15 protein-coding genes are annotated in these 16,944 nt (G+C 67.8%); 9 read left to right on the top strand and 6 right to left on the bottom strand.

Annotated elements, in window-relative coordinates; all coding sequences use genetic code 11:
- Positions 1-154: 154 nt before the first annotated feature.
- The 3 genes from PA27867_RS21095 (at position 155) to PA27867_RS14655 (ending at position 2,048) form a co-directional block, all read left to right on the top strand.
- Positions 155-565, top strand: coding sequence for a DUF4190 domain-containing protein (locus PA27867_RS21095; protein ID WP_066597541.1), 411 nt, complete (start codon positions 155-157; stop codon positions 563-565).
- Positions 566-686: 121 nt separating this feature from the next.
- Entirely contained in the window at positions 687-1,373 is a 687-nt protein-coding gene (locus PA27867_RS14660; RefSeq protein WP_084021201.1) for a DUF4190 domain-containing protein, read from the top strand.
- A 75-nt stretch (positions 1,374-1,448) separates the two neighbouring features.
- Positions 1,449-2,048, top strand: coding sequence for a hypothetical protein (locus PA27867_RS14655; RefSeq protein ID WP_066597539.1), 600 nt, complete (start codon positions 1,449-1,451; stop codon positions 2,046-2,048).
- Between the two features lie 11 nt (positions 2,049-2,059).
- Here PA27867_RS14655 and PA27867_RS14650 read toward each other — a convergent pair whose 3' ends face one another.
- Entirely contained in the window at positions 2,060-3,247 is a 1,188-nt protein-coding gene (locus PA27867_RS14650; RefSeq protein WP_066597537.1) for a THUMP-like domain-containing protein, read from the bottom strand.
- A gap of 144 nt (positions 3,248-3,391) precedes the next feature.
- On the opposite strand from PA27867_RS14650, the gene groES reads away from it, so the two are divergent.
- The 3 genes from groES (at position 3,392) to PA27867_RS14635 (ending at position 6,301) form a co-directional block, all read left to right on the top strand.
- Positions 3,392-3,688, top strand: coding sequence for a co-chaperone GroES (gene groES, locus PA27867_RS14645; RefSeq protein ID WP_066597535.1), 297 nt, complete (start codon positions 3,392-3,394; stop codon positions 3,686-3,688).
- Positions 3,689-3,788: 100 nt separating this feature from the next.
- Positions 3,789-4,733: an EamA family transporter RarD gene (gene rarD / locus PA27867_RS14640; protein WP_066597533.1), complete on the top strand. Its 945-nt coding sequence runs from the start codon at positions 3,789-3,791 to the stop codon at positions 4,731-4,733.
- Positions 4,734-5,002: 269 nt separating this feature from the next.
- On the top strand, positions 5,003-6,301 hold the full coding sequence (locus tag PA27867_RS14635; protein WP_066597530.1) for an ABC transporter substrate-binding protein: 1,299 nt from the start codon (positions 5,003-5,005) through the stop codon (positions 6,299-6,301).
- A gap of 544 nt (positions 6,302-6,845) precedes the next feature.
- On the opposite strand, the gene PA27867_RS14630 is transcribed toward PA27867_RS14635, so the two are convergent.
- The 4 genes from PA27867_RS14630 to PA27867_RS14615 are packed head-to-tail and all read right to left on the bottom strand — an operon-like array spanning position 6,846 to position 10,816.
- Positions 6,846-7,616, bottom strand: coding sequence for an ABC transporter ATP-binding protein (locus PA27867_RS14630; RefSeq protein ID WP_066597528.1), 771 nt, complete (start codon positions 7,614-7,616; stop codon positions 6,846-6,848).
- Complete coding sequence (locus PA27867_RS14625) at positions 7,603-8,478, bottom strand: ABC transporter ATP-binding protein (RefSeq protein ID WP_084021438.1); 876 nt, start codon at positions 8,476-8,478, stop codon at positions 7,603-7,605. Before PA27867_RS14625 ends, PA27867_RS14630 begins: the two co-directional genes overlap by 14 nt.
- A gap of 37 nt (positions 8,479-8,515) precedes the next feature.
- Positions 8,516-9,496, bottom strand: coding sequence for a branched-chain amino acid ABC transporter permease (locus PA27867_RS14620; protein ID WP_066600032.1), 981 nt, complete (start codon positions 9,494-9,496; stop codon positions 8,516-8,518).
- A 12-nt stretch (positions 9,497-9,508) separates the two neighbouring features.
- Entirely contained in the window at positions 9,509-10,816 is a 1,308-nt protein-coding gene (locus PA27867_RS14615; RefSeq protein ID WP_066597523.1) for a branched-chain amino acid ABC transporter permease, read from the bottom strand.
- Between the two features lie 233 nt (positions 10,817-11,049).
- Between PA27867_RS14615 and guaB the strand changes: the two genes are divergently transcribed.
- The 3 genes from guaB (at position 11,050) to PA27867_RS14600 (ending at position 15,567) form a co-directional block, all read left to right on the top strand.
- The gene (guaB, locus tag PA27867_RS14610) at positions 11,050-12,552 is read left to right on the top strand and encodes an IMP dehydrogenase (protein WP_066597521.1); all 1,503 of its coding nucleotides are present in this window, start codon (positions 11,050-11,052) and stop codon (positions 12,550-12,552) included.
- Between the two features lie 131 nt (positions 12,553-12,683).
- Positions 12,684-13,793, top strand: a complete 1,110-nt coding sequence (locus PA27867_RS14605; protein ID WP_066597519.1) for a GuaB3 family IMP dehydrogenase-related protein — start codon at positions 12,684-12,686, stop codon at positions 13,791-13,793.
- Between the two features lie 49 nt (positions 13,794-13,842).
- On the top strand, positions 13,843-15,567 hold the full coding sequence (locus PA27867_RS14600) for a glycerol-3-phosphate dehydrogenase/oxidase (protein ID WP_066597516.1): 1,725 nt from the start codon (positions 13,843-13,845) through the stop codon (positions 15,565-15,567).
- Positions 15,568-15,733: 166 nt separating this feature from the next.
- Here the strand turns inward: PA27867_RS14600 and PA27867_RS14595 are convergent, their stop codons facing one another.
- Positions 15,734-16,708, bottom strand: a complete 975-nt coding sequence (locus tag PA27867_RS14595; RefSeq protein WP_084021199.1) for a hypothetical protein — start codon at positions 16,706-16,708, stop codon at positions 15,734-15,736.
- Between the last annotated feature and the right edge of the window lie 236 nt (positions 16,709-16,944).

Genomic DNA, 16,944 nt, shown 5'->3' with positions numbered 1-16,944 from the left:
TCACCAAGCGTTTCACGGGCGGACGCGGTACTCTGACCCTGGGGGTTCACCGCGGCGCATGCACGTTGACACCCCCATGGCGTGGGTGCCACTATGGCACCGCCGCACCCAGCGCCGCTTGCCTATGCTGCACCCATGTGAAGGAGCCCTCACAATGACCGATCCAAACCAGACTCCCGCATCCAACGAGCCCACTCCGCCGCCCGCGTACACCCCGCCGGCCCCGCCCGCCTACGGCTCCGCGCCCGCCGCCCCTGCATACGGCTCGGCACCCGCCGCCCAGGCCTACTCGCCGCAGGGCTACGGCCAGCCGAACGCCGCTGACAAGTGGAATGTTCTCGCGATCATTTCCCTGGTCAGCGCGTTCTTCGTCTCCCTCGCCGCGGTGATCTGCGGTCACATCGCCCTCAGCCAGATCAAGAAGACCGGCGAGAAGGGCCGCGGCCTCGCGATCGCCGGCCTGGTCCTCGGCTACGTAGGCCTGATCGGCGGCATCATCTTCATCATCGTGATCGTCCTGGCGACGATCGCGGGCATCAACAACGGCTCGTACAGCACCTACTAGCCCCGGCCGCACCGGCTCGGCATTCTGGCCGGGCCGGTCGACCACCGGCCACGGCGCAGACTCCGGATGCCGACATCCGGGTCCCGCAGGCAGCTCCGGCAGCACAGGAAAGGAACCAGTCATGACTGATCCGAACACTCCGCACCCCGAGGTTCCCCAGGTACCCGACGTCCCGCAGGTGCCCGACGTGCCCCAGGTCCCGGATTTCCCGCAGGACAGCGCCGCGGGAACCCCTTCGGCCTCCGAGCCGTCTGACGCTGGAACCCCGGCCGCCGGGCCCCCGCCCGCCTCGAACCCGCCGCCCGCGAGCCCGCCGCCCGGTGGCCCGCCGCCCGCACAAGGCCCCCCGCCCACGCAGGGACCGCCCACCCCACCGCCCTACGGCGCCCCGCAGCCCGGCTACGGCACACCTCCGTCCGGCTCCGGTGCCGTGCAGCCCGGCTACGGCCCACCGCCGCCCGGGTATGGCCCGCCCACGCCGGGAGCCCCGGCCACCGGCTACGGCCCGCCGCCGTCCTACACGCCCACCAAGCAGCCGATCCTGAGCATCCTGTCGATGGTCGCCGGCGTGATCGGCATCCTCGGTTCGCCCGTCGCGTTCTTCCCGATCTTCGGGGGCATCCTGGCGATCATCCTGCCGGCCGCCGGTGTGGTGCTCGGTTTCATCGCCCGCAACCGGGAACCCAGCGGCCGGGGCTTCTGGCTCACCGGCATCATCACCGGATTCGTGGGCATCGCCCTGGCGCTATTGAGTATTCTGCTGTGGGCGCTAGTCTTCGCGAGCATGCCCAACAACTACTACTACTGACACTCGGATCACCCCGCGGCCGGTAGCCACATCGGCTGACTTTACGCCGGCCGATTTGAGAAATGAGCCCCACCCATGCCGCAGCCCGGGCAGCCCGACACCCGGGCAGAGCCGCAGCCGGAGAGCGCCGGAGCGCAGAACTCCACCGGGCAGGCCCAGACGCGCGCCGAAGCTCGGGCCCGGCAGGCCGCGCAGGGTTCCTCGGCCGCACCCGCCACTGAGGGACTGCCCACCGGGCAGCCCGTGCGGCGGCCCGACGGCCCACCGGCCGGCCAGCCCGCCCACCGGCCCACCGCCCAGACCGAGGCCCGGCCCACCGGCCTCACCCGGCCTCCTGTCGCCGGGGAACTGGCCTACGAGTCCACGATCACCGCGCCCACCGAATGGGTGCCCTACGTCTACACGACGGCTGAGATCCAGACGCACCCGATCCGCCGTGGCCTCAGCGTGGCCGCCGTGGTCTGCGGCTCGCTCAGCATGCTGGCGGGCATTTTCGTGGTCTGGGCGGTGCCGCTGGCTCTCGCCGCGGTCGTGCTCGCGCTCGTGGCCCGGTTCGTCGAACGCCGCAGCGGCGGACTCTGGATCCTCGGCCTGGTCACCGGGCTCGTCGGCATCCTGCTCGGCGTGGTCTGGCTTGTCGTGATCACCCAGGTGCTGCCGCCGTACTTCGGCTGAGCGGCCGCCGCTCAGACGCGTTCGACGAGCAGTGCCACCTTGTGCCCGGCCGCGCGCGTCAGCACGAGGGTGCCCGACTCCGGGCCCTTGAGCTTCAACCGGGTGCGCAGCGTCGCGGGGTCCACATCCACCCCGCGTTTCTTGATCTCCAGGGTGCCGATGCGCCGCTCGGCCAGGGCGATCCGCAGCTTCTTCTCGTCGGCGGGCAGCACCTCCACGACCCGGAACGCGGTGGCGAACGGGGTCTCGGTGAGCGTCGCGCTGGTGAGGTAGGCCAGGCCTTCGCTGAGCATGAGCGCATCCATCGACCGGGCCAGGTCGCCGATCAACCGGGCACGGATGATGGCGCCGTCGGGTTCGTAGAGGTACTCGCCGAGCTCGCCGACGGGTACGTCCTCGCTGTCGGCGGGCGCGGTCAGCTCGGCCACACCGTCGCGGGTCAGCAGCAGCGCCGCACGGCGGATGCCCGGGCGGGCGAGCGCGCCGAACCACAGGCCCATTTCCACCAGCTTGCCGTCCACCGACACCCACTGCGCCTCGGCGGTCTCCGGGATCTGCTCCCGGTCGTGGCCCGGGCCGAGCTTGACGCCCACGGGCATCCGCTCGGCCAGGGCGTACACGTCGTCGAGGTGAGGGGAGTAGTCCTCGGCGCGGGTGAGCCGGCTGGTGTTGCCGTGCCCGGCGGTGCGGCGGGCCGGGTCGAACCAGAGCGCGTCGTACTCGGCCGGGTCGACGCCGGCCGCGTCGGCGCAGAGCACCGAGGCGGTGGGGAACGGGGCGAGGTTGAAGCTCGCGACGGTGGCCGTGACCTCGTCGATGTCGATGGCGGTCACGGTGAGCTCCATCGCGGCCATGGCCATGGCGTCGCCACCGATGCCGCAGCCCACGTCGGCGACCCGGGCGAGCTTGGCCTCCACGAATCGACCGGCGTGCAGGGCGGCGACCCGCAGGCGGGTGGCCTGCTCGAGGCCGGCCTCGGTGAACAGCATCCGGCTGGCGAAATCGCCGAACTTGGCCGTAGCCTTGGCGCGCAGCCGGGACTGGTAGAGCACCGCATTCACGAGGGCGGGGGAGTGCCCAGCCTTCCGCAGGGCGCTGACCGTGCGCACGACGTCGGCGCCGGCCTCGTAGGGCGGCAGGGAGTCCAGCAGGCGCAGGCCTTCGGGTGAGAGCAGCTCAACGAGCTCGGCGCGATCCATCCCGCAAACCTATCAACCGAAACCGGGTGGAGTCCCGTGCACTCTGGCACTCACGTTGCGTGAGTGCCAGTTGCGCCCTAAACTCGACTTAGCACTCTCGCTGTGAGTCTGCTAACTACGTCTTAGCTAAGAAAGAGGTCAACCGTGTCGGTCTCCATCAAGCCGCTCGAAGATCGCATCGTCATCAAGCAGGTGGATGCAGAACAGACCACCGCTTCCGGACTTGTGATCCCGGACACCGCCAAAGAGAAGCCCCAGGAAGGCGAAGTTGTCGCCGTCGGCCCCGGCCGCATTGACGACAACGGCAACCGCATCCCGCTCGACGTCGCCGTCGGCGACAAGGTGATCTACTCCAAGTACGGTGGAACCGAAGTCAAGTTCGGTGGCGAGGACCTCCTCGTTCTGTCGGCCCGCGACGTTCTCGCGGTCGTCGTTCGCTAGTAACACCCCATATCGTTGAATCCCGGATGGCCTCGGCCATCCGGGATTTTTCGTGTCCGCACTCGCGGAATGAAACCGCTGCCCAGACAGGATCACCGGCATGACGCAGGGCCCCACACGACGTAAACCTGCCGTGCGCAGCGCCGCGAACACCGGCCTGATCTACGCGATCTGTTCCTACGGCATCTGGGGCTTCCTGCCGCTGTACTTCCTGCTCCTTGCGCCCACGGGCGCGTTCGAGATCGTGGCCTGGCGGGTGCTGTTCTCCCTGGTCTTCTGCGGTGTGCTGATCCTCGCGACCCGGGCGTGGCGCCCGCTGGTGGCAGCACTGCGCACCCCGAGGGTGGTCTGGACGATGGGCCTGGCCGGCGTGCTGATCTTCATCAACTGGCAGACCTTCATCCTCGCCGCCCTGAGCGGACACGTCGTCGAGACGGCACTGGGCTACTTCATCAACCCGATCATCACGGTGCTGCTTGGGGTGCTCGTGCTGCACGAGCGGTTGCGCGCCGCCCAGTGGGCCGCCGTGGTGATCAGCTTCATCGCCGTGATCGTGCTCAGCGTCGGCTACGGCACCGTGCCGTGGATCTCTCTCATCCTGGCCTTCTCCTTCGGCCTCTACGGCCTGATCAAGAAGCGGGTCGGCGGGCACCTGGATGCCCTCACTGGGCTGACCCTGGAGACGATGTGGCTGGCGCCCATCGCGATCGTGCAGCTCGTGGTGGTGTCGCTGCTCACCGGGCTGACCTTCGGCACGGTGTCCCCGTTGCACACCGTCGCGCTGATCGGCTCCGGAGTGATCACCGCCGTGCCGCTGCTGTTCTTCGCCGCCGCATCGCGCCGCCTGCCCCTGTCCACGCTCGGGCTGGTGCAGTACCTCGCGCCGGTCCTGCAGCTGATCGTGGGGGTCGTGGTCCTGCAGGAGCCGATGCCGCCCGAACGCTGGCTCGGCTTCGGCCTGGTCTGGGTGGCCCTGATCGTGCTCACGGTCGACATGATCGTCGCCGGGCGCTCACAGCGGCGTTTGCTGACCGACCTGGTCTGAGAGGCCGGGCCGCGCCGCATCCGGAGCGCCCCGCCCGTTACGGTTTCTTACGCCCACCCGCTGGCCCCCGTTTGGGGGCAAACCGCGCGCGCCCGCTGAACGACTGCTGAAGGCATCCTGATCAGAAGGACGTTTCGTAACGATTTGGTCGCGTTACACGCCTGTAACACGACCGCCTTGTTTGATGTCGTTCCGATGAATACCTTTGCAACACGGCAACGATCGTTTGCCGTGCTCGACCTCTCGATTCCCCTTACCCTAGGAGCAACATGAGCGTATTCGCGAAGGCCTCGGCCTCCCGCTCGGCCCGCGCCGTAGTCACAGGCGTCGCCATCTTCGGCGTCAGCGCACTTCTGCTCACCGGATGCAGCACGTCGGAGAGCACGCCGGCCGCATCCGAAGAGCCCGCAGCGACCAGCAGCGATGTCAACCCCGTCGAGGCCGGCGACCGCGATCTGGCCCTGAAGGTCGGAACGATCCTGCCGCAGAGTGGTGGACTCGCCTTCCTCGGCCCGCCCGAAGAAGCCGGTGTACAGCTCGCCATCAACGAGGTCAACGACGCAGGCCTGGGCATCGACATCGAAGCCATCCTCCGTGACTCGGGCGACACCACGACCGACACCGCCACCGTCTCCGTGACCGACCTGCTCTCGCAGAAGGTCACCGCGATCATCGGTGCGGCGTCCTCGGGCGTCTCCAAGACGGTCATCGACCAGATCACCGGTGCCGGCGTCGTGCAGTTCTCCCCGGCCAACACCTCGGCGGACTTCACGTCCTACGACGACAAGGGCCTCTACTGGCGCACCGCTCCCTCCGACCTGCTGCAGGGTGAAGTTCTGGGCAACCAGATCGCCGAAGACGGCAACAGCACCCTCGGACTGATCGTGCTCAACGACTCCTACGGAACCGGCCTCGCCGACTCCACCACCGCCGCCTTCGAGGCAGCCGGTGGCGAAGTTGTCGCGACCTCGCTCTTCAACGAGGGTGACGCGAACTTCGCGGCACAGATCGCCGAAGTCACCGCAGCCAACCCCGACGCGATCGCACTGATCACGTTCGACCAGGCAAAGGTCATCACCCCGTCCCTGGTCGGCGGCGGATTCCCGGGCGACAAGCTCTACTTCGTTGACGGCAACCTGGCCGACTACAGCGCCGACTTCGCTCCCGGCCTGGTCGAGGGCTCGAAGGGCACGCTGCCCGGACTCGACGTGGCGACCCTCGGTGACTTCACCGAGCGTCTGCTCGAGGTCGACCCGACGCTCACCGACTACAGCTACGCCGCTGAGTCGTACGACGCCGTCATCCTGATCGCCCTGGCTGCGTACGCGGCCAACGACGTCTCGGGTGAGTCCATCGCCAAGTACCTGCAGCAGGTCTCCGGCGGCAGCGGCGAGGGCACCAAGGTCACCGACTTCAAGTCGGGCGCCGAGGCACTCGCCAAGGGTGAGCAGATCGACTACGACGGTTACTCCGGCCCGATCACGTTCGACGAGAACGGCGACCCGACCGACGCGACCATCGGTATCTACCAGTACGGCGCAGACAACACCTACGCCCGCATCAACTAGTCACCACCGCTAACCGGTACACCCACAGCAGACGTACCGCACAGCACCAGAAGGGCCCCGGCTTCGGCCGGGGCCCTTCTGCGTGCCCGCGCCGCCCCGTGTGCCCCTGGCGCCCGCTGTGCCCCTGACGCCCGGTGTGCCCGTGCCCGCTGTGCCTTGCCACTGTGCCCCGTCTACCCTGGCCGTGCCCGCACACGCCCGTTCGGGGCGCGGTGTGCACAACTCCTGCTCGATTCGGCGCAGCGGATGCCCGGGCCCGTATTTCCGGGGTGCAGCATCCGTCGCCGAGGGAACTGCAGGAGCTATGCACCAGAGGCACCCAGACGCATCCGCGACCTCGGCGGCGGCGGCGCTCAGGGGCCGCTGGGAGGCCCGGGGGAGGGCGGAGCGCCCGGATGGCGTGCCCGGCGCGGTTGGCGCCTCCAGAGGGGCGCAGGGGCCGCGCGGTTAAACGCCGCGTGCCCCGGGCGGCCGGGCTGCTCCGTGGAAACGGGCAGCACGTCCGCGCCGGGGCACGGGGGTGAAGCGAGTGGTGCGGGTGGGGCTAGTCGTCCTGGCCCAGGGTGCCCAGGTACAGGCCGATCACCTTGGGGTCGTTCAGCAGCTCACGGCCGGTGCCGGTGTAGGCATCCCGACCCTGGTCGAGCACGTAGCCGCGGTCACAGATCTGCAGGCAGCGACGGGCGTTCTGCTCCACCATGATGGTGGTCACGCCGGCCTTGTTGATCTCCTTCACGCGCAGGAACGCCTCGTCCTGACGCACGGGGGAGAGCCCGGCGCTCGGCTCGTCGAGCAGCAGCACGTGCGGGCCCATCATGAGCGCCCGCGACATCGCCACCATCTGGCGCTCGCCGCCCGAGAGCGAACCGGCCCGCTGGCCGAGGCGCTTACGCAGTTCCGGGAAGATCTCGGTGACGAACTCGAGGCGTTCGGCCAGGCCCTTGGGCTTCTGGTACATGCCCATCTCCAGGTTCTCCTGGATCGTGAGCGTGGGGAACACGTTGTTCGTCTGCGGCACGAACCCGACGCCCTTGGAGACCAGCTTGTTGGCCTTGAGGTTGGTGATGTTGTCACCGCGCAGCCGGATCTCGCCCTCGCGCACCTTGACCAGGCCGAAGATCGACTTGAGCAGCGTGGACTTGCCGGCGCCGTTCGGGCCGATGATGCCGATCAGTTCGCCGTCGTAGGCGGTCAGTGAGCACTCGTTGAGGATGTTGACCCCGGGCACATACCCGGCGGTCACGTTCTTCACCTCGACGACGGCAGAGCGCACCGGCGGCGGCGTCGCGTCGATCAGCGGGCTAGAGTTCGTCATCGAGCAGCTCCTTAATGGCTCCGACATGTTCCTTCTCGGCGTCAGGATCCTCGCCGAGGTCTTCATCGTGGTGCTGACCCAGGTAGGCGTCGATGACGGCCTGGTTGCGCATGACCTCGTGCGGGTCGCCCTCGGCCACGACCTTGCCCTCGGCCATCACGATCACCCAGTCGGCGATGTGGCGCACCATGTGCATGTCGTGCTCGACGAACAGCACGCTCATGCCCTCCGCCTTCAGGTTGAGGATGTGGTCGAGCAGCGACTGGGTCAGCGCCGGGTTGACACCGGCCATGGGCTCGTCGAGCATCACCAGCGACGGGTCGCTCATGAGCGCCCGAGCCATCTCGAGGAGCTTGCGCTGTCCGCCGGAGAGGCTGGCCGCGTAGTCGTCCTTCTTGGTGTCCAGCTTGAACCTGGCGAGCAGGTCGAGGGCCTTCGCCTTGTTGTCGGTCTCCTGCTGGCGCCAGAGGAACGGCAGCACCGCACGGAACAGGTTCTCGCCGACCTGCGCCTTGGCGCCGAGCAGCATGTTGTCCATCACGGTGAGCAGGCCCAGCGCCTTGGTGAGCTGGAAGGTGCGCACCTGGCCCATCCGGGCCACCTTGAACGCGGGCTTGCCGCCGATCGGGGTGCCGTCGAAGGTCCACGAGCCCGTGTCGGGCTTGTCGAATCCGGTGAGCAGGTTGAACAGTGTGGTCTTGCCGGCACCGTTGGGGCCGATCAGGGCGGTGATCGCCCCGCGCGGAATCTCCAGGTGCTCGACATCCACGGCCTTGAGGCCGCCGAAGGTACGGCTGACGCCGTCGACCACGAGGATCGGGTCCTTCTTCTTGCACCCGGGAACGGCCTCGCCGATGTGCATGTCGACGGTCTTGACGGGCTTGGCGGTGGGAACGGTGTTATTTGACAAAAGCCAGCTCCTTCTTGTTTCCGAAGATGCCCTGCGGTCTGTAGATGACTATGAGCATGATCGCCACACCCACGAGGATGAAGCGCAGCTGCCCGGCCTGGATGCTCGACATGAACGGCAGCCAGCCGGCTTCCACCGCACGGGCGATGAAACCGGAGAAGAACGACAGGAGCACCCAGAAGATCATCGAGCCGATCACGGGGCCGAGAATCGTCGCGGCGCCACCGAGAAGCAGGATGGCGTAGACGAAGAAGGTCAGCGACGTCTGGTAGTTCGACGGCACAACGGCCCGCGGCAGCACGAAGATCATTCCGGCGATCGTGCCGAACACGCCACCGAGAATCAGCGACTGCATCTTGTAGGCGTAGACGTTCTTGCCCAGCGCGCGCACGGCATCCTCGTCTTCACGGATGCCCTTGATCACACGGCCCCAGGGGCTCCGCATGATCTGCCAGGTGAACAGGCAGGCCAGGATCACGACGGTCCAGGCCACGATGCGCAGCCACCAGTCGTAGGCGTTGTACTCGAACGGACCGAACCCGTAGGTGCCGTCGGGGATCGGGTTGAGGTCGGCGAAGCCGCCCTTGTAGCCGCTGAGCCCGTTGGCCGAACCCGTGACGGGTTCGAAGGTGTTCGTCGTGAACAGCAGTCGCACGATTTCGGCGGCCGCGATGGTCACGATGGCCAGATAGTCGGCCCGCAACCGCAGGGTCGGGATGCCCAGCACCAGCGCGAAGATCACGGATGCGCCGATGCCGACGAGCACGGATGCCCAGACCGGGAACCCGAAGGTCAGGGTCGAGATCGCGTACCCGTAGGCGCCGAGTGCCATGAAGCCCGCCTGGCCGAAGTTGAGCAGGCCGGTGTAGCCGAAGTGTACGGCCAGGCCCAGCGCCGCGAGGGCGTAGGCGGCGGTGGTCGGGCTGATCAGCTCGACGGCCGCGTTGCTAAAGATTGCTCCCCAGTCGATCATCGTCAGCCCCTAGCCAATTCTCTCTTTGCGACCCAGGATGCCTTGCGGCCGAAGCAGCAGCACCAGGATCAAAACGACAAGTGCACCGACGTACTTGAGGTCGGACGGAAGCCACAGCGTGGACAGTTCGACGAACAGGCCCACGATGATCGAGCCCACCAGGGCGCCGAAGGCGGTGCCGAGACCACCCAGGGTGGTGGCGGCGAAGACCAGCAGCAGGATCTGGAAGCCCATGTCCCAGCTGACGCCCGGACGGAAGTAGGCCCAGAGCACACCGGACAGGCCGGCCAGCGCACCGCCGACGATCCAGACGATGCGGATGACGCCATCCACGTCGATACCGCTCGCCGAGGCGAGGCTGGGGTTGTCGGACACGGCGCGGGTGGCCTTGCCGATGCGGGTGCGCAGCAGGAAGTAGGACACCGCGAGGAGCACGACGACGCTGATACCCATGCTGGCCAGGTCGATCGGCGAGAGCGAGATCGGCCCGAACTTGAGGTCGGCCATGCCGGAACCGGGCAGCTGGCTGGTACCGCCGCCGTAGAACAGCTGGAAGGTGTACCGCAGCGCGAGCGACAGGCCGATGCTGACGATCATCAGCGGGATCAACCCGACACCCTTCTTCCGCAAGGGTTTCCAGATCGCCGCATCCAAACCGAAGCCGAGGGCGCCGCTGAGCGCGATGGCGACGATGATCGCCAACCAGATCGGCACACCGAGGGTGACGGACAGGGTGAGGGTGGCCAGGGCGCCGAAGGTGATCATCTCGGCGTGGGCGAAGTTGCTCAGCCCCGTGGTGCCGAAGATCAGTGACATGCCGATGGCGGCCAACGCCAGCAGCAACCCGAAGTTCAGGCCGTTGACGAACCGGTTCACGAACTGGTCGAAGAAGCTGACGGTGGTGCGTTCCCCCTCACCGAGGAAGAAGTTCACCGACTTCACTTTCGTGAGACCGAACTCGGCATCGATGGTCGACCCGCCCTTGGCCACGACGACACCCTTGGGCAGGGTGTCCTCGTCGAGGCTGACCGTGTAGGTCTCCTTCTCGGGAACGCCGATGCGCCACTTGCCGTCGGCGTCGGTGACGACCTCGGCCTCGTAGCCGGAGCCCTTGACGGAGATGAGCACGTCTTCGATCGGTTCGCCGTCGAATTGCACGTTGCCGGCGATGACGTAGTCGTATTGGTCCGTATTGATCTCGTCCGCGTGAGCCGCTCCCGCGCCAAGCGTGGAAAGGGTCAAGGCAGCAAGGAGCAGGCCGAGTAAGAGCACCAGCTTCCTCGGTGCGAATCTACGAACAGCGTGTGTATTGCTCACTGCACCTCCAAGTGGGCACCGTCGGTGCGAATTCGAGCCGGCGGGCTTACCTGCCAGCGACGTTGCTGACAGTACGTGCCGATTATGTCGCATATGTTTCGTACGCAGAATTTAGTGGGTCTGATTCTGCTTCGCGGAATGCCTGGGGCGCAACGTCGCTTAACATTGACTACCGGTTGCATCCCTCGAGATCCCGGGCTTTCTTCCTTATTCGCGAATGCAAAAGGGGTTTCATGGATCAGCCAGATCCGTTCGGTTTCACCGGGCTCACGTACGACGACGTCCTTCTCCTTCCGGGGCACACTGACGTAATTCCGAGTGAGGCCGAGACAAAGTCCCGGCTAACCCGCAGAATCAGCGTTGCGACACCGCTGCTGTCGAGTGCAATGGACACCGTCACCGAGACGCGTATGGCTATCGCCATGGCGCGTGAAGGCGGCCTGGGCATCCTGCACCGCAACCTGTCGATCGCGGACCAGGCCGAGCAGGTGGACCTCGTCAAGCGCAGCGAATCCGGCATGATTACCAATCCGGTAACGACTTCGCCCGATGCCACCGTCGCCGAGGTGGATGCGCTGTGCGGCCAGTTCCGCATCAGCGGCCTGCCGGTCGTCGACAACGACGGCGTGCTCGTGGGCATCATCACCAACCGCGACATGCGTTTCGTCTCCAGCGTGAAGAAGCACACCACCAAGGTGCGCGAGGTCATGACCACCTCCCCGCTCATCACGGGCAAGGTCGGCATGGCGCCCATGGACGCCGTGGCCATCTTCGCCACCCACAAGATCGAGAAGCTGCCGCTCGTCGACGACTCCGGCCGCCTCACGGGCCTCATCACCGTCAAGGACTTCGACAAGAGCGAGGAATACCCCAACGCGACGAAGGACGACGCTGGGCGCCTGCGCGTGGGCGCGGCCATCGGCTTCTTCGGTGACGCCTGGCGCCGGGCCTCCGCCCTGCTCGAGGCCGGGGTCGACGTGCTCGTGGTCGACACCGCCAACGGCGACAGCGCCGGAGTGCTGGAGATCATCCGCAAGCTCAAGAGCGACCCGGCCTTCGCCGACGTCGACGTGATCGGCGGCAACGTCGCCACCCGCTCAGGCGCTCAGGCGCTCATCGACGCGGGCGCGGATGCCATCAAGGTGGGCGTGGGCCCCGGCTCGATCTGCACCACCCGCATCGTCGCCGGTGTGGGCGTGCCCCAGATCACCGCGGTCTACCAGGCCTCGCTGGCCGCCCGGGAGACCGGCGTTCCGGTCATCGCCGACGGCGGACTGCAGTACTCAGGTGACATCGCCAAGGCGCTCGTCGCCGGCGCCGACACCGTGATGCTCGGCTCGCTGCTCGCCGGCTGTGACGAGAGCCCGGGCGAACTGGTCTTCACCAACGGCAAGCAGTTCAAGACCTACCGCGGCATGGGTTCGCTCGGCGCGCTGCAGACCCGCGGCTCCAAGACGTCCTACTCCAAGGACCGCTACTTCCAGTCGGATGTACCCAGCGACGACAAGCTCATCCCCGAGGGCATCGAGGGCCAGGTGCCCTACCGCGGCCCCGTGTCGAACGTGGCGTACCAGCTCATCGGCGGGCTGCGCCAGTCGATGTTCTACGTGGGCGCGCGCACCATCGACGAGCTCAAGCAGAAGGGCAAGTTCGTGCGCATCACGGCGGCCGGCCTGAAGGAGAGCCACCCCCACGACGTGCAGATCATGGTGGAGGCGCCCAACTACCGCCGCTAACCATCCGCGAACTGTGAGCGAAGCCCCGAAACCCAAGAGTTTTCAGGGCTTTTCTCACGGTTCGCGGGAGGTGTGGGGGAAGGTCGATGGCCTGGCTGAGTGGGGGCTGCGACTAAACTGGGCGGGTGAGTATGGAAATTGAAATCGGCCGGTCCAAGCGCGCTCGGCGTGTGTACGCCTTCGACGACATCGCGGTGGTGCCCTCCCGGCGCACCCGTGACCCCGAGGATGTGTCGGTCGGCTGGTCCATCGACGCGTACCAGTTCGACATCCCGTTCCTGGCCGCCCCGATGGACTCGGTCGTCTCCCCGACGACCGCGATCATGATGGGCCAGCTCGGCGGACTGGGTGTGCTCGACCTCGAGGGCCTCTGGACCCGTTACGAGAACCCCGAGCCGCTGCTCGCCGAGATCCGCGACCTGCCCGCCGATAAGGCCACGGCCCGCATGCAGGAGATCTACGCCGAACCGATCAAGCCGGCCCTCGTCACCGAGCGCCTCGCTGAGATCCGCGCAGCGGGCGTCACCGTCGCCGGTGCCCTGTCGCCGCAGCGCACCCAGGAACTCTACGAAACCGTCGTCGCCGCCGGCGTCGACCTGTTCGTCATCCGTGGCACCACGGTCTCGGCCGAGCACGTCTCCCGCAACCAGGAGCCGCTGAACCTCAAGAAGTTCATCTACGACCTCGACGTGCCCGTCATCGTCGGCGGCGCCGCCACCTACACCGCGGCCCTGCACCTGATGCGCACCGGAGCGGCCGGCGTGCTCGTCGGCTTCGGCGGCGGCGCGGCCTCCACCACCCGCACCAGCCTCGGCATCCACGCCCCCATGGCCACCGCCGTGGCCGACGTCGCCGGCGCCCGCCGCGACTATATGGACGAGTCCGGCGGCCGGTACGTGCACGTCATCGCCGACGGCGGCTTGAGCACCTCCGGCGACATCGTCAAGGCCATCGCCTGCGGCGCGGATGCCGTGATGCTCGGCACCGCTCTCGCGCGCGCCACCGACGCGCCCGGCGGCGGCTTCCACTGGGGAGCCGAGGCGCACCACTCCCAGCTGCCCCGCGGCCGGCGCGTCGAGGTGGGCTCCGTCGCCCCGCTCGAAGCGATCCTGTACGGCCCGTCCACCGTGGCCGACGGCACCGCCAACCTGGTCGGCGCGCTGCGTCGCTCGATGGCCACCACCGGATACAGCGGAATCAAAGAATTTCAGCGGGTTGAGGTAGTTGTCGCGCCGTACTGAGTGAACTAGCGTCGAAGCAAGCACCACCGATGGCGATGGGAGTTTGCAGATGACGCACGATAATTCGGTGACCAGGTCCACAAAGCTCGGACCAGAGGAACGCGCGGCCGCGATCGAACGCCTCAAGGACAAAGAGCTCGACATTCTCGTTGTCGGCGGGGGAATCGTGGGCACCGGCTGCGCGCTGGACGCGGTGACCCGTGGCCTGAGCGTGGGCATGCTCGAGGCCAGGGACTGGGCGTCGGGCACCTCCAGCCGGTCGTCGAAGCTGGTGCACGGCGGCATCCGCTACCTCGAACAGCTCGACTTCCGCCTGGTGCGGGAGGCCCTGACCGAACGTGGCCTGCTGCTCAAACGCATCGCCCCGCACCTGGTCAAGCCCGTGCGCTTCCTCTACCCGCTCAAGAAGCGGGTGATCGAGCGCGCGTATGTGGGCGCGGGCATGCTGCTCTACGACGTGCTCTCGTACCTCGGCGGCCGGCCGGGCGTGCCGCACCACCGCCACCTCACCCGCGGCCAGGTCGCCAAGATGGTGCCCAGCCTCAACCACAACGCCCTGGTGGGCGGCATCACCTACTACGACGCCCAGGTCGATGACGCGCTCTACGTCGCGTCGCTGGCCCGCACGGCATCCGCCTATGGCGCCCACGTGGCCAGCCGGGTGCGCGTTGAGGGGTTCATCAAGGTGGGCGAACGGGTCGTCGGCGTGCACGCGCACGACCTGCAGACCGGGGAGCGCTTCGACGTGCGCGCCAAGCAGGTGGTCAACGCCACCGGCGTCTGGACCGACGACACCCAACGGATGGTGGGGGAGCGCGGCACATTCAAGGTGCGAGCGTCCAAGGGCATCCACCTGGTCGTGCCGCGCGACAGGTTCCAGTCCGCGATGGGGCTGTTGCTGCGCACCGAGAAGAGCGTGCTCTTCGTGATCCCGTGGGGCCGGCACTGGCTGATCGGCACCACCGACACCGACTGGCACCTTGACAAGGCGCACCCCGCGGCCACCGCCGCCGACATCGACTACCTGCTCGAGCACGTCAACGCCGTGCTGCAGGTTGCGCTGACCCGGGAAGATGTCGAGGGGGTCTACGCGGGCCTGCGGCCCCTGCTGGCGGGGGAGAGCGAGCAGACCTCGAAGCTCTCCCGAGAACACCTGGTGGGGCACTCGGTGCCCGGCCTGGTCGTGATCGCCGGCGGCAAGTGGACCACCTACCGAGTCATGGCCAAGGACGCCATCGACGCGGCAGTGGATGCGCTGGACGACCTGGTGCCGCCGTCGACGACCAAGGAGATCCCGTTGCTCGGCGCCGAGGGGTACCGGGCCGCGTGGAACAAGCGCGCCAAGATCGCTCACGCGTTCAACCTGCACACCGTGCGGGTGGAGCACCTGCTCAACCGCTACGGCACCCTCACCGATGAGCTCCTCGACCTGATCAAGGACCATCCGGAGCTGGCCGAGCCGTTGCCCGGCGCGGACGACTACATCCAGGCCGAGGTGGTCTACGCCGCCACCCATATGGGCGCCCTGCACCTCGAGGACGTGCTGGCCCGCCGCACCCGCATCTCCATCGAGGCCTGGGACCGCGGGGTGTCGGCGGCGCCGGTCGCCGCGCGGCTGCTCGCCGGGGTGCTCGGCTGGGATACCGAACGTGAGGAGCGTGAGGTGTCGATCTACCTCAAGCGGGTCGCCGCCGAGCGGGCCTCGCAAACCCAGCCCGACGACGAGTCCGCCGACCGGGTGCGCCTGGAGGCCCCCGACATCGTCACGACCTGACCCTGCGGGTGCGGGGCGGCGGGTACCCGCTGCCCCGTCCGGTGCGCCTCGTGTGGCGCGGTGCGCCTCGTGTGGCGCGGTGCGCCAGCTATAGCTGGCGCATCGGGCCACCAGGGGTGCAGCGACGGTTCGCGACACACGCATGGGGTCCGCTGCGGTGCGCCGGCTAGCGGGCTCGAGGGACGCCCTTGCGGGCGAGAAGGTCGCCCAGTGCCGGGAGCGAAGTGGCGACGGGCCAGCCCCACCGGAACACGCCCAGGCCCAGCGCGCGCAACCGGTCCTCCCTGACCTTCTCTGCGATGACGATGTCGGCGGCGGCGCGTCCGTGGGTGAACTCGTCACGCAGATACTTGCCGTCGCCGTCGAACTCACCGACGGTGCGGATGCCCGGCCAGAAGAAGTCGGTATACCCGATCAGCCCGGCCTGATCCCAGTGCGGCACCTGCAAGTCGGGAGCGAGAAATCCCAGCAGGAAGATGCCGGCCCGGCTGATCGACTCTCCGGCGGAGCCTGATAGCGGCGTGGCGAACTCCAACACCCGCCCGGCCGCCGCGCGGCCGGGGACATGGCCGAGCTCCGCCAGGGCCCCCTCGAGTTCGGCCCGAGTGGTCAGCGGGTCGCCATCGCGTGGCTCGTGCAGGGCCTTGTCCATCACCGCTACCGCCCGACCGAAGGGGAGCATCCGGGCCATGGCCACCGCGGTGGCCGCGACGGATGTGACCCGAAGCCCGTCGTGCTCCACGACGTCGAGGCAGTGCTCCTGCGAATGACGCACAACACCGGGCCGGGATCGTCCGCCCGCTGCCGCCGAGGAGGTGAGGTGAATCTCCGACGGCCAGGCCCCCACAACCGGCAGCCCCCACAAAGCGGCCGCGGAGAAGTGCGAGTAGACGGCGGGCCCCTCGGCGACAGCGGCATGGGCTCGGATCCGACGGAGGTAGCGGTCGTCCGCTCCCAGGGCAGCCCACTCTGCGGTGAGCACGTAGACCCCTCGACGCAGACGAAAAACAGTCTGTCGTTCGAACTCGAGGCGAAGCTCCCGTTGGAGGCCGACGCGCCCGGCATCGGTCGCGAGGATCAGTCCGTCGCGGCTGGACAGCGCGGAGAGCATGCTGAGGGTGGTCGATGACGAGATTCCCATGCCGACAGGCAAGCAGAGTGTGAGGTCTATCGGCAGGAACCGGTGACATCTGTGCACTCCCGATTCGAGCATCCGCTTGAGTGCGCCCCGTATGGCGTGGTGCGCCAGGCATAGCTGGCGCACGGCGCCACACGGGGCGCACCGAACACCGGCGGCGAGGAGTCACGAGCGAGCCCCGGTCGAGCGGATGCACAGGGGCCGCGGCCCGGCCAACCGGCCGAAAGCCTCCGGTAGAA

It is taken from the genome of Cryobacterium arcticum, from assembly GCF_001679725.1.
Taxonomy (GTDB): domain Bacteria; phylum Actinomycetota; class Actinomycetes; order Actinomycetales; family Microbacteriaceae; genus Cryobacterium; species Cryobacterium arcticum_A.
This window is presented reverse-complemented; position numbering and strand designations above follow the sequence as displayed.